Consider the following 14029-nt stretch of genomic DNA (forward strand, 5'->3'; position numbering starts at 1 on the left):
ATCGTGTACGAAGCCGCACGAGTCACCGATCCAATCGATCACACCAGCGCGCTGGCGGGCTTTCTGGTCGGCGCCGTGCTGGGCATTGCCCTGATCGCCGCAGTCGCCTTCGCCACTTTCACATGTGGATTCGGCGTGGCGTTGCTGGCCGGCATGATGGCCGGTATCGGAGCGCAGGCTCTCCTATCAATAGGGGAGTCGATTGGGAAGATGTTCAGCTCGCAATCCGGGAACATCATTACAGGTTCGCCGGACGTCTACGTCAACTCCCTCTCGGCGGCCTATGCGACGTTGAGCGGCGTGGCATGCAGCAAGCACAATCCCATTCCGCTTGTCGCGCAAGGATCGACGAATATCTTCATCAACGGGCGGCCCGCGGCGCGCAAGGACGACAAGATTACCTGCGGCGCGACGATCGGCGACGGTTCTCACGACACGTTCTTTCACGGCGGCACCCAGACATACCTGCCGGTCGACGACGAGGTGCCGCCGTGGCTGCGAACGGCGACGGAATGGGCGTTCGTGTTGGCGGGGCTGGTCGGCGGGCTAGGCGGGTTGTTGAAGCAGGCGGGCGGGCTATCGCGTGCGGTCCTGCCGTGCGCTGCGAAGTTCATCGGCGGGTACGTGCTCGGTGAGGCGTTCGGGCGGTACGTTGCCGGGCCAGCGATTAACAAGGCGCTCGGCGGGATGTTCGGCAACCCGGTCGACGTCACGACCGGAAGAAAGATCCTGTTGGCCGAATCGGAAACGGACTTCGTGATCCCGAGCCCGATGCCGGTCGCGATCAAGCGTTTCTATTCGAGCAGTATCGACTATGCAGGGACGCTTGGCCGCGGCTGGGTGGCGCCGTGGGAGCTTCGTCTGCATGCCCGCGACGGGCACCTCTGGTACATCGACGCGCAAGGGCGCGAGAGCGGATTTCCGTTGCTGCGTGCCGGGCAAGCCGCATTCAGCGAGGCGGAGCAACGGTATCTTACCTGTACGCCCGACGGGCGCTACATCCTGCATGACATTGGCGAGACGTATTACGACTTCGGCCGATACGAGCCGGACTCCGGCCGCATCGCTTGGGTGCGCCGCATCGAGGATCAGGCTGGGCAGTGGTGCCAGTTTGAGCGCGATAGCCGCGGCCGCGTCACCGAGATTCTGACGTGCGGCGGATTGAATGCCGTTCTCGATTACGAGCAGGAGCACGGGCGGCTTGGCGCGGTCACGCTCGTTCATGGCGATGAGCGCCGACTGGCCGTCGCCTACGGATACGATGAGAACGGCCAACTGGCGTCGGTGACGGATGCAAATGGGGCCGTCGTGCGCCAGTTCATGTATACCAGTGGCCTGATGACCAGCCATACGAACGCATTGGGCTTTACGTCGAGCTACGCATGGTCGGTGATCGAAGGGCAGCCGCGCGTGGTTGCGACGCGCACCAGCGAAGGCGAGGATTGGTCGTTCGAATACGACATCGGCGGGCGGCAGACGTGTGTTCGGAACGCCGATGGCCGCACCGCACATTGGCGCTTCGACGCACAGTTTCAGATTGTCGAGTACACCGACTTCGACGGAGGACTCTACCGGATCAAGTACAACGACGCAGGCATGCCGGTGATGCTGATGCTGCCGGGTGAGCGCACGGTCGAGTTCGAGTACGACGACGCAGGCCGGATCGTCGCCGAGACTGATCCGCTGGGCCGTACGACTCGGACTCGTTACGACGGCAACAGCATGCGGCCCGTGGAAGTCGTCGGGGCCGACGGCGGCGCTTGGCGGGCGGAATACGATCCGCAAGGCCGGTTGCTGTCGACCAAGGATCCGCTTGGCCACGAGAATCGCTACGAGTATCCGAAGGGATTGACTGCGTTGCCGATCGCACATATCGACGCGCGTGGCGGACGCAAGACGCTCGAGTGGAATCGTCTCGGAGAGTTGGTTGCCTATACGGACTGCTCTGGTAAAACCACGCGCAGCAGTTTCGACGCGTTCGGACTGCCGCTTGCACGGGAGAATGCCCTGGGGCAGCGCGTCGTATATGACATACGTCCGACCGGCGAGCCACGTCGCATCACGTATCCCGATGGCAGCACGGAGACTTTCGAATACGACGCGGCTGGGCTCGTCGTGCGGCATGTCGGCCTCGGAGGCCGGATGCAACAGTCACTGCGCAATGCCCGCGGTCAACTTGTCGAAGCGATCGATCCTGCCGGACGACGGACCCGCTATCACTATGATGTAGCGGGGCGCCTGCGCGAACTCCAGCAGGGCCACGCACGCTACGTGTTCACGTACAGCGCCGGCGGCCGTCTGTTGACCGAAACGAGGCCCGACGGTGTCCAGCGGCGATTCGAGTATGGCGAAGGCGGTGAATTGCTGGGGCTGGACATCGTGGGCTCGCCGGACGGTCATGCGACGGCGGATCGCCCGATCCGTACGATCCGATTCGAACGCGACCGGATGGGTAACCTGAAGGTCCAGCATACGCCGACCGACGTTACACGTTACGAGCGTAACAAGAATGACCAACTGGTGAGAGTCGAACGTACACCGACGGCCGCCGGTGCAGCACTCGGCATCACGGTGGACGTGGTGCGTTTCGAGTACGACAAGGTTGGTCGTCTTGTCGCCGAGCACGGTGCGAATGGCGACGTCGAATACAACCTTGATGAACTGGGCAACGTGATATCGCTCGAGCTACCGAACGACCAGACGCTACAGATGCTGCGCTATGGCTCCGGTCACGTTCACCAGATCCGCTGTGGTGATCAGGTGGTGAGCGACTTCGAGCGTGACGACTTGCATCGTGAGATCGCGAGAACGCAGGGAAGGCTGACTCAGCGTTTTGCCTACGATCCGCTTGGCCGAAGAGTCTGGCAGTCCGCCGGCTTCCAACCGGACGCACTCGGCCGAGGACGCGGCCAGTTGTGGCGTAACTACGGGTACGACGCGACGGGCGAACTGATCGAGACCAGCGACAGCCTGCGTGGCAGCACGCAGTACAGCTATGATCCGGTCGGACAGCTGACACGTCGTGTGAACACCATGGATCGTGAACTCGAGGAATTTGCCTGGGATGCCGCGGGCAATATGCTCGACGGCGCACAGGGCAAGAGTCGCGGATACGTCGAAGGCAACCGTCTGCGAATGTGGCAGGACCTGCGCTTCGAATACGATCCGTTCGGCAATCTGGCGACGAAGTTACGCGGAGCCAACCAGCAGCAGCGCTTCACTTACGATGGGCAGGATCGACTGATCGCGGTGCGTACGCAAGACGCGCGTGGCGTGGTCGAAACGCGCTTCCAGTACGATTCGCTGGGTCGGCGTATTTCGAAGACCGATACCACTTTCGACCTGCGTGGCGTGAAACTGCGCAGCGAGACGAAACGGTTCGTATGGGAAGGCTTGCGCCTCGCGCAGGAAGTGCGCGAGACAGGCGTGAGCAGCTATGTGTACAGCCCTGATGATGCGTACTCACCGGCTGCCCGCGTCGATGCGGTGATCGCGGAGGCCCTGGCCGCGGCCGCGATCGATACGGCGAAGCGCGCGTCGCGGATCTACCACTTCCATACGGATCTGGCAGGGGCGCCGCAAGAGGTCACCGACGAGGCTGGCGAGCTCGCCTGGGCGGGGCAATACACGGCGTGGGGCAAAGTCGAGCCGAGCAAGCGGCAACTCGCGACCGCGCGGACAGATCAGCCGTTGCGCTATGCCGGTCAGTATGCCGACGAAAGTACGGGGCTACACTACAACACGTTCCGGTTCTATGATCCGGACGTGGGACGGTTCATCAATCAGGATCCGATTGGGTTGGTGGGCGGCGACAATTTGTACGCGTACGCATCAAACCCATTGACCCGAATCGATCCGATGGGGTGGTGTTCCACAAAGCTCGGGGAAAATATGGGGGCTCGCCCGCATGATGGTATGGCGAACCACCATCTGATTCCTGAAGAACTCATGAAGCACCCTGACTTTGCGGCTATGTTCAGCCGGTTGCGCGGGATGGGATTCGATGGCGATGGTGCGTCTAATGGCATATTCCTGCCCGGTAGCTCCAAGCTTGCCCAAACGCTGGAGCTCCCTGGGCATTGGTCGAACCACGGGCAATACACTGCGGCCATTGAAACTGAGCTAACGAAACTTAACCAACAATTCCTGGCGGGCCGTCTCAGTGATACGCAACTTGTGCTCGGTGTCGGGCGCATTCAAAATATGGCGAGAGAAGGATTGGAGTCCGGTAAATATTTGGTTGATGCAATAACGGGAAGGTTACTTTGATGAATGCACGTTTCTTTGTTGTTAAATACCGCGCTGGAGACCCAGGCTGCCCTCCATACCTATCGGGAGAATTGAACCGTGATGAATGGGAGTGGCCGATGTATGTGGCTGATCCGTTTGGCGTCGATGTAAAGCATGAATATATTTTCACGCTATCAGATCCATCGATTTCGATTGATTTCGATTTCTATGGAGCGCAAACGAATTACGTGTCAAAAGAGTTTTTGGCTGCGTGTGAAAAATTGGGGGTTAGATATAGGGCGGTCCCCATTGGCATCGTTGCGGGTGGAAAGCCAGCGGGTAATAAGGCGTATTCAATTTTCTTGCCGGCAGATCATGAGTCTCTGCTTGATCGACAAAAGTCGGACTATTCCGAGGACCGGGATCTGGAAACAAAAGAGGTCGCCGAGAATAAGTTGTTTCCAGGGACTCCAATGTATAGTTGGATCAAAACCTTCATTCCGCGCGACGACTGTGCTGGCAATCTTTTTAGATGTACCGAAACAATGGAGCTGGTATGTAGTCAGGGGTTTAAGTCGGAAGTGGAGCGATGCGCATTGAAAGGTATTGATTTTTCGCCGATCGATGAAAGCTATTCCTATGACCCTTGGGGTGAGGCACCGTAGGCCGCTATTTATCTGGGCGCTATGATTTGGATGTGAGGCAATGCGTGAGTGACGTTTACGGTTTGAGGCAGGATGAAGCATTTCAGCCTCTCGTTCAAGTCGATGATGACTGTGAAATCGCATATGACAAGAGCGTAGCTATACGAGCAACCACGCTATGTGGGCGAGGGTTTGGCCGCGACTACGACCCCGTTAAGCTTACGTGGGGCACTTCGCGCAGAAAAAAGACTGGCGACGTTCATACGATGCTATCTCCGTTTCTCGTGTTTAGTGAGAGGGCGCTGGATGTATTGGCGCCGGTACTTCGTGACAGCGGGGAGATATTGCAGGTCGATGCCCCGATAAAAGACATGTCCGGATTTCATGTAACCCGGGTGATAGAGAATGCTGTCGATATGGCTGCATCAAAATTCAAAGTCTATCCTCGGGCAACGGTTTTTAATAAAATATTTCTTCTGAAGAGTCAAATTGAAGGGGTTGATATATTTCGCCTAAAAGAAAGTCCTGCTACAGTATTCGTATCCGAGCGTTTTAGAGAGCTTGTAGAGCAAAATAGGCTAAAGGGGTTCGATTTCAGCGGGATTATTTCTCAGTCTGATAAATAGGGTTTGGCAACTCTGTGTGACTGGTCCGAGCCTGGTGCAGGCGGCTTCGATCTCACGAGAGTAAGTTGCGAGAATCATACGTTGGGGGTGGTCAGCTTCTTGGCCTCTATGCGCGGGTAGGCCAACGAAAAGAATTTAGCGGAGCAGCAACGTTGTCACTCGATCAGTTGAAGCGAATGCGAGAGGCAAACCGCCCATCACTCCACCGTCACCGATTTCGCCAGATTCCTCGGCTTGTCGATATCCGCACCCCGCAAGCACGCCGCGTGATACGCGAGCAGTTGCAACGGCACGACGTGCAGAATCGGCGACAGCAACCCATAGTAGTCCGGCATCCGCAGCACCGACACGCCTTCGCCGTTGTCGATCCGCGTATCGGCGTCCGCGAACACATAAAGCTGTCCGCCACGCGCACGCACTTCCTGCATGTTCGACTTGAGCTTTTCGAGCAGCGCGTCATTCGGCGCGATCGTGGCGACGGGCATCGTATGCGTGACGAGCGCGAGCGGCCCGTGTTTCAGCTCGCCGGCCGGATACGCTTCCGCATGGATATACGAGATTTCCTTCAGCTTCAGCGCACCTTCGAGCGCGATCGGGTAGTGCAGCCCGCGCCCGAGAAACAGCGCGTTTTCATGTCGCGAGAATTCCGCGGCCCAGCGTGCGACCTGCGGCTCCAGCCCCAGCACGTCTTCGAGCGCGCCAGGCAGGCGCCGCAACTGCATCGTGTAGCGCGCGAGCTGCGCGTCGTCGACGTAGCCGCGCAGCCGCCCGAGCGTGACGGCGAGAATGAACAGCGCGACGAGCTGCGTCGTGAACGCTTTGGTCGACGCGACGCCGATTTCCGGGCCGGCACGTGTCAGGAAGCGCAAGCCGGTCTGGCGCATCATCGCGCTGGTCGGCACGTTGCAGATCGCCAGCGTGTCGATGTGGCCGAGCGCCTGCGCATACTTGAGCGCGGCGAGCGTGTCGGCGGTCTCGCCGGATTGCGACACGCTGACCACCAGCGTATTCGGCATCGCGAGCGCGTCGCTGTAGCGGTATTCGCTCGCAATCTCGACCTGCGCGGGGATGCGCGCGATCGTTTCGAGCCAGCGGCGCGCAGTCAGGCCGGAATAGTGGCTCGTGCCGCACGCGAGGATCAGCACGTTGTCGATCTGCTCGAACGCGCGCGCGGCGTCCGGGCCGAATACTGCGGGATCGAACAGCCCGGCATCGGGGATGGTCGCGGCCACGGCCTGTGGCTGCTCGAAGATTTCCTTCTGCATGAAGTGCCGGTATGGCCCGAGTTCGACCACGCCTTGCGCGGACGAAACGGTCTGTATCGCGCGTTCGACCGGCGCGCCGGCGCGATCGAGCACCCGTACGCCACCCGGCGTCAGTTCGACGATGTCGCCTTCCTCGAGAAAGATGAAGCGGTCGGTGATGCCGGCGAGCGCAAGCGCGTCGGACGCGAGAAAGCATTCGCCGTCCTTCACGCCGACGACGAGCGGCGAGCCGGCTCGCGCGCCGATCAGCCGCTGCGGCTCGTGCTTGCTGAACACCGCGATCGCATAGGCGCCGTGCAGTTGCGAGGTCGCATCGCGTACGGCGGCGAGGAGGTCGCCGCGATACTTGCTGTGGATCAGATGCGCGACCACTTCGGTGTCGGTCTGACCGTCGAACTCGTAGTGTGCGTCGGAAAGTTGCTTGCGCAACGTTTCGTGGTTCTCGATGATGCCGTTGTGAACCAGCGCGATTTCGTCGCGCGAGAAGATCGGATGCGCATTGCAGGTGGCGGGTGCGCCGTGGGTTGCCCAGCGCGTGTGGGCGATGCCGGTGCTGCCGGTCAGGCCGGCGCTGCGTACGTGGGCGTCGAGATCGGCGACGCGCGACATGCTGCGCTCGCGGCGTGCCTGGCCGTCGACGACCGTCGCCACCCCGCATGAATCGTAGCCGCGATATTCGAGGCGGCGCAGACCCTCGATCAGAATCGGGACGATATCCCGTTGCGCGACCGCGCCGACGATGCCACACATGACTCGTCTCCTTTCCTGTAGATGTCCCTGGACCGTGCGCGCGCGTGGATCAGCGCGACGCGGTCGCCGTCGTCGCCGCCGTCGTGAAGCCGCATTGAGCGGGCGCGATCGGGTCGGCCATCCGGCTTTCGAATGCCAGGTAAAGCGCCTCCTCCAGTACGTTCCAGTGCGCGCCGTGCCGGTACGGGCCCGATCGCGCATGCCAGCACGCGACCGTGCTCCTGTCGTTCATCTTGAATGCGACCAGTGCGATCAAGCCCCACGGATAATCGGATCCGGCGAGTTGAAGCCAGGTCTTGCCGTACTTCTGCATCCACTGCGCGTAGATCGTCTCGTTCGATTGTTCGGGAACCTGAATAGCCGACAGGAGCGGAAAGATTTGTGCGACTTTCGCTGGATAGAACGTCGTGTCGCTGATGCGCTGCGTGCTCGCGCGAAAACCAGTCTGCATGCCGCGCCAGAACACCTTCAGGATCGCGGACGCGAGCCGGTCGGCGCGCTGGCTCCACGGGCCGGCGCGTGCGTAATCGGCATGCCGGACGTAATACGCCGCGAGCGCCCGGAACGCGCTGTGCACCTCGACGTTGTCCATCAGCAGCGCGACGTGCAGCGTCGACGAGATCTGGTAAACGCCGGTGGGCTTGCCGAGCAGCGTGTCGAGATGCGCACCTGCGCGATTGAGGCTGAGTTCCCATGCGGCAGGCAGGCCGTCGGGCGGCGCGAAGCGGGCGAGGAGTTCGATCCAGGTCGCCATCATCGCGTCGTCGGCGTCGGCTTCGGCACAGGCGCTGTACTGGCCGTTCTTCACGCAGTAGCGATCGAAACCGCCGTCCGGACGCTGGCGCGGCAACAGCCACGCGATCCATGCGAGCGCGGCCTGATGGGCGTCGAGCCCGGCATCGGCGGCGCCGAGCAGCGCCTTCGCCGCGAAATAAGGATCGATGCCGGAACCGTTCAGGCGTACGGTGATCGCGCCGTCGGGGCGCTGGTAGAGTCCGTTGAGCTGGAGTTCGGCAGCGTTCGCATGCAGCGCGACGCCGCATGCGGCGACACAGCAGGCGACGCACCACCGGCGGCATAGCCGGGCGGTGGCCGCCGCGCGTGTGCGTGCGGCCGGGAAAAGCGCGGGCCGGTTCATGATCTGGGGGCTCCTGCGCGGTGGTCCTGCGCAAATCCCGCCGGGTGCGGCGTTGGCCGCGTCGCGCGCCGGCGGGTGTGTCGATGTCGCGGCTCAGTGCACCTTGGCGCTGGTGAACGTGAGACTGGTGCCGCCGTTCGCGGTTACGAGCCAGTAGGTCGCGTCGGTGATGACGACGCTGCCGCTGCCTTGCGTGATCGACGGCAGTGCGAAGCCCTTCTTCGGCAGCAGCCACGTCATGTTCGCGAGGCTGGTCGGGTGGCTGGCGGCGAACGTCCAGCCGCTGCCCGTGTCGGTGGCCGACCATGTGACGTTCAGGCGCGCGCGGTCGAAGATCGTGATGTCGCTCATCGTGTACCACTTGAACTGACCCATCAGTTTCAGCGTATTGGCTTGCGAGAAGATCGCGGACAACGTCGACGTGTAGGACGACGCACCGAGCGGGTGCGCGTAGATCAGCCGGCTCGTGCGGTTCGCGACGACGAAGTTCATCAAGGATGCGTACCAGTTGTTCACGTCGCTCGTCGGCACCGCGTACTGCTGGAACTCCTCGAACGTCGCGTACTTGCCGAACGGCATCACCGGGTATGCCCACAGGCCCGGGTTCAGCAGTGCGCCGTTGCGGTATGCGCGGGTCGGCGGCGAGCCGGTGTGGCCGGTGAAGTAGTAGCCGTTGAAGCCGTTGCTTTCGAGCCAGTTGACCGACCAGGTCGGCGTGTTGCCTTCCGGCGCCGCATACTCGACATCGGGCAAGCCCGTCGCGGCCTGAACGGCCTGGTGGTTCATCACCAGGTACTGCGTGAACGTGCTCGCGTTCGTTTCGCTCGCATTCGCCCCCCAGTAATCGTGGATCCAGCCGCCGTGGCTGCCGACGTGCTGGCCCTTGGTCACGAAATACTTGACGAGATTCTGCGCGGTGGGGTTGTTGGCGAGGTTGATGCCGTTGCCGTCGCCGAATGTCGCTTCATCGGGGCCGGCCGTGATGACGAGTGAGAACGGCCCGTTGTTCCAGACGCCGAGGCTCTTCAGGTAAAGCGCCGGCTGGATCTGGTCGCCCGCGCAGAAGTGCCAGTTGAATACGAGACCCGGCATTGCCTTCGGCAGCGGCGACAGCGACGCCAGGTTCAGCATCTGCGTGCCGAAATAATGCAGGTAGCCGTGAATCAGCATGCCGTCGGTCTGGCCGTCGAGGTAGGCGAGCGGCAGGTTGACGAACAGCACGCCGCCGTTGCCGTACGTGTTGTAGCCGGACACCAGCCCGAAGGTCGGTGAAGTCAGGATCGTCGTGCCGGTATACGTCCCCTGCGTGACGAAACTCGGATAGGTGAGAAAGCCGTATACGTAACCGGAGATGCCTTCGAGCGTGTCGGTGCTGGTGGCCAGCGTCGACGCGAGCGTGTTGGCCTTCTTGCCGGTCGACGTGCTCAGGAGCGAGCTGGCGGTATACGTCGTGGTCTTCTTCAGCTTGCCGGTCACGGTGCCGGTAAGCTTCGGAAGCGATTGGCTCAACACGCCGCTGCCCGTGGGCGGCGTCGTGTACTGGAACCATGCCCCGTGGTTGTAATTGACGAGGCCACCCGGATTCGACGGACTGGCGGCCAGAAACAGGGCGCTGCCCGACGTCGACGTCGAACTCGTCGACGTGCCCGCGGTGCTCGTCGATGCGAGCGCGGTCGCCGTCGTGGGGGACGACGAAGCCGTGGTCCATGCCATCGACTTGCCGGGGGGCACCTGGAGCGTGCGCAGCCAGCTGCTCATGCCGGTCACGTTGCCGAGGCCGATCATGTTGCCGCCGTATTGGTCGTACAGCACATAGTCCACACCGACCATGCTGCTGAAGCGCGATTTCGGGCTGACGTAGAAGCCGGCCGCGTTCAGGACGCCGAAATCGTAGACGAGCATCACCTTGCCGCCGTTCAGCGCATAGTTCTGGATCGCCGTCACGAGCGTGTCGTCGGCCGTCGTATGCACCTGGTCGGGCAGGATCAGGCCCGGATACTGCGACAGCGACGCGCCGGCCGCCATGAACTGGCTGTCGGTCATCACCTTGATCTGCAACCCTTCCTCCTGGGCACTGTCGAGCCATGCCGACACGCGCGAATCGGGCAGCGTCAGCGTGTCGGGCACCAACAGGAGAAGCTGGTTGCTGGCTGCCCGAGCGCCGCCTGGACTGAATGCGAACGCGAGCGCGAACAGCGCGAACAGGATCCGCAAGAACTTGCCTGACTTTGCCAACATGGTGTGCTCCTCGCTCAAGGAATGGGGGCGTGCGGCAGCCGGGATGCGGTGTCGCCAGGTCGACCAATCCAGCCCCGTAGGTGTGTGCGGCTGTCCGGTTCGTCGGGTATCGAGCGGTGCGTGTAGACGCCGGCCGGATTGCGCCAATGCGCCGGTCTGCCGCGCAGCCTTCGCCGGTGAGAGGACTCGATGCGACGTTTTGGAAGAAGCGAACAACGTGCCATTGGCGCAGGAAGCCCGGTCCTGCTGGCTTCCTGCGATGCGGGTCGCGCGGCGCGTTCGGAAACACGGCGGAATCGTTTCATCGCTGATACGGTGCGTTTGGACGCGCTATCAGCAGACGGAATCGCGATCGTGCGTCAGCGCGCCGGGCCAGCTTGCACAGTAGGTATAGAGCGTCACCAGCAGGCCGATCAGCAGCGGGCCGCCGAGCAGGAAATAGCAGAACGGCAGGAACAGCAGCGAGCCGTGATGGATGATCGTCGCGTGCAGCAGCATCACGAATGGCAGCGCGAACACGAAGTAGCCGAGCACCAGCAGCGATGCGACGGCTTTTTGCGGCAGCGAGAAATCGAGCGGGTAGTACAGCGCGGCCATGACCAGCGGAACCAGCGCGATCGCTGCGCCGTGCAGCACGAACATGTCGCGCAGATGCAGTTGCGGGACATACGGGAACGTGCCGGGCGCGAGCCAGAAGTACGCGCAAATCAGCAGTTGGGTAAAGCTCGCGATACGTAACAGATATGCAACGGGCAACCAGTTCGTCCGCCGGATGAAAGATGCGGCGAAGCCGGTCGCACAGAGCGCGGCGGTGGCGGCGAGCAGGATGCCGCCCGGCCAGCGGGCGGCGACGTCGATCGACAGCAGCGGCACGCGCGGCGCATCGGGCGGATAGCCGATCACGATCACATGAAGTGCCGGATCGATCTGCTGCGCGCCCCACGCCATGACCGCGCGCCAGTAGCGCCACGCGAGCGGCAATCCGAACCACAGCGACGCGTACAGCGCGGGCGTCAGCAGCGCGATCGACAAGAGCCAGCGTTGCGGGTGCGCGTGGGTGCGCAGCGAACGATCGACGGGAGGACGGACGGGATGCGTGTGCATGGCGCCCGCCCGGTTACCAGCGATAGAAGACGCTGAGTTCGCCGCCGATTCGTGAGTAGTACGGGTTGTGGTAATAGACGAATTCGAGTTGCGTCCCCCACTTGCGCGTGAACCAGTAGCGCCATTTCGCGGTGATCTCGTGGCTGCGGAAATCGGCGATCTGCGTGCCTGAACCGGTGACCTGGTACGCTTCGCGGCCGACGCCGCCGCGCAGCACGATCACGCTCTTGCCGACTTCGCCGTAGGTGACGGCGCCGTAGTAGGCGGGCGCCTTCACCGATCCGGGCGAATCGACCGTATAGTTCGCGCCCGCCTCGAAAATCCACTTCGGCAATGCATACCAGATCACGCCGGCGTGATAGAGCTGATCGCGGTGGCCGCTGCGGTTCCATGCGTAGCCGGCGCCGAGCGACACGACCAGCGAACGATCGGACAATAGCTTGCGATTGATCGACACGTCGACGCGGGCACTCGGCAGGATCGTGCCCGACGTGGTGCCGGAAAAGCCGATTCCGCCGAACCAGTCGGGGCCGAGGTCCTGCACGTAGGTCAGCGCACCGAGCTGCGTGTTCTCGCCGAAGCGGTGCAATTGCGCCAGTTCGCCGAGCACGGTGCGCCCGCCATCCTGATAGACGCCGCGCAGGTGCACGCCGTACCAGTCGCCGTAGCCGTGCGTCAGGTGTGCGCTCGAATAGCCGAGCGACAATTCGGTGTGGGACGCCTGCGGCGCCTGCACATGTGTGACGACTGCATCGGGCAGCGGCGGCCGGTTCGTATCCTCGGGCGTGAACTCGGCGAGCGGCACACCGTCCGGCAGGCCTTCGGCGTCCACGCGCACGAACATCGATTCGTCGCGCTGCCGTGGCGTGATGACGGTCGTGGGGGGCGGAGGTTGCACGGTCGGCATGGCGACCTCATCGTCCGGCTGCGCCGCCAGCGCCGCGGGCGCGCCGAAGGCGACGCCGCACAGCATCGCGAGGGTGGCAACCGGCACGCGCGGGCCGCGATGGCTGGGGCGATCGGACATGAGGCGCTCCTTAACGGGATGTGTGGAACCAACCGCTGCGCCATGCAACGAGATCGCCATGCACGCAGGCATGATTGACGACCGAGACGTCGCGCGCACACGCACTGACCGGATGACCGGCGACGCCGATGCGCGCACCCGTCAGCCGAAGCAGGCCGCCGGCCGATACGACGCCGTCGATGCAGCTCGCGTTGGCGAGCAACACGTCGTCGCGCGCGAATACCGCGCCATGCAGCAACGCGTGACGTTCGAGTTCGACGCGATGCGCCTTGACGCTGCCGCGCAGCACGCAGCCTTCGCCGAGTACGAGCGTCCCTTCGACGATCAGGTTGCCTTGCACGACCGTGTGCGCGGGCAGGCGAACGTCGCACGGCAGCAGGTAACGACCGTGCAGGAAGCGATGCGGCAGCGATGCGAAGTGGCGGGTGAGCGAGACCGCGCGGCGCGGGGCGGGCGGTGTGTCCGCGGGTCGCGCGCGGGGCGCCGCGCCGAAGACGATCGGCTCGCCATACAGGCACGCGAAGCCGCCGGCGCCGCGCAGGCGCAATGTGTCGCCGACCACGACGCCACGGAGCACCGCGTCGTCGACGTCGATCAGCGGCGCATGCGCGAGCGTGCCGATCGTCGCGCCGGCGCGGATGTCGATGTGCTCGTCGGCGAACGCGTATGCCGCGCGTGCGCCATCGTCGAGCGTGATCGCGCGGCTGGCGTAGAGCACGTCGTCGCGATGCGCGTCGCGTGCGACATGGATCGTCTCGTCATGCTCGACAGTCAGCCCGAGCGCTTGCCACGGCGGCGCGACGGACGCATCCGCCGGCGGCGTGCCGGCCACGTGCGCGCGCAGCGCGTCGTGCCAGCGCGCGGCGAGCAGCGCCTGATCGACGAACGGCCCGTCGCCGATCGGCAGCGCCGCGACGTCGCTGCGCCGGATCAGTTCATGCAGCATCGGCAGGAACGGCAGGGTGAGCACGCCGGCCACCGGCACCATCACATTGAAGGTCGTCATC

The 14029-nt window shown here is 63.1% G+C and carries 9 protein-coding genes; 3 read left to right on the plus strand and 6 right to left on the minus strand.

Annotated features, from left to right (window positions below):
* Window positions 1-3 precede the first annotated feature (3 nt).
* The 3 genes from WT97_RS22035 to WT97_RS33320 are packed head-to-tail and all read left to right on the plus strand — an operon-like array spanning window position 4 to window position 5500.
* A complete protein-coding gene (locus WT97_RS22035; RefSeq protein WP_060354418.1) occupies window positions 4-4269 on the plus strand; it encodes an RHS repeat-associated core domain-containing protein in 4266 nt (1421 codons plus the stop codon).
* Window positions 4269-4895, plus strand: a complete 627-nt coding sequence (locus tag WT97_RS34265) for a hypothetical protein (protein WP_156440308.1) — start codon at window positions 4269-4271, stop codon at window positions 4893-4895. Before WT97_RS22035 ends, WT97_RS34265 begins: the two co-directional genes overlap by 1 nt.
* Before the next feature lie 44 nt (window positions 4896-4939).
* On the plus strand, window positions 4940-5500 hold the full coding sequence (locus WT97_RS33320; protein WP_082751471.1) for an imm11 family protein: 561 nt from the start codon (window positions 4940-4942) through the stop codon (window positions 5498-5500).
* A 197-nt stretch (window positions 5501-5697) separates the two neighbouring features.
* Here WT97_RS33320 and glmS read toward each other — a convergent pair whose 3' ends face one another.
* The 6 genes from glmS to WT97_RS22065 all read right to left on the minus strand — a co-directional run bounded on the left by glmS (window position 5698) and on the right by WT97_RS22065 (window position 14028).
* The gene (gene glmS / locus WT97_RS22040) at window positions 5698-7515 is read right to left on the minus strand and encodes a glutamine--fructose-6-phosphate transaminase (isomerizing) (protein ID WP_059502013.1); all 1818 of its coding nucleotides are present in this window, start codon (window positions 7513-7515) and stop codon (window positions 5698-5700) included.
* 49 nt (window positions 7516-7564) lie between these two features.
* Window positions 7565-8653, minus strand: coding sequence for a hypothetical protein (locus WT97_RS22045; protein ID WP_060354419.1), 1089 nt, complete (start codon window positions 8651-8653; stop codon window positions 7565-7567).
* Window positions 8654-8746: 93 nt separating this feature from the next.
* Window positions 8747-10891: a hypothetical protein gene (locus WT97_RS22050; protein WP_060354420.1), complete on the minus strand. Its 2145-nt coding sequence runs from the start codon at window positions 10889-10891 to the stop codon at window positions 8747-8749.
* A gap of 333 nt (window positions 10892-11224) precedes the next feature.
* Window positions 11225-11995: a hypothetical protein gene (locus tag WT97_RS22055; RefSeq protein ID WP_059502020.1), complete on the minus strand. Its 771-nt coding sequence runs from the start codon at window positions 11993-11995 to the stop codon at window positions 11225-11227.
* Window positions 11996-12008: 13 nt separating this feature from the next.
* The gene (locus WT97_RS22060; protein WP_059792450.1) at window positions 12009-13022 is read right to left on the minus strand and encodes a YaiO family outer membrane beta-barrel protein; all 1014 of its coding nucleotides are present in this window, start codon (window positions 13020-13022) and stop codon (window positions 12009-12011) included.
* A gap of 10 nt (window positions 13023-13032) precedes the next feature.
* Window positions 13033-14028 carry a polymer-forming cytoskeletal protein gene (locus tag WT97_RS22065; protein WP_060354421.1) on the minus strand — a complete coding sequence of 332 codons (996 nt, stop codon included), beginning with the start codon at window positions 14026-14028 and terminating at the stop codon, window positions 13033-13035.
* Between the last annotated feature and the right edge of the window lies 1 nt (window position 14029).

It is taken from the genome of Burkholderia sp. MSMB1459WGS (genome assembly GCF_001534535.1).
In the GTDB taxonomy this organism is placed as follows: Bacteria; Pseudomonadota; Gammaproteobacteria; order Burkholderiales; family Burkholderiaceae; genus Burkholderia.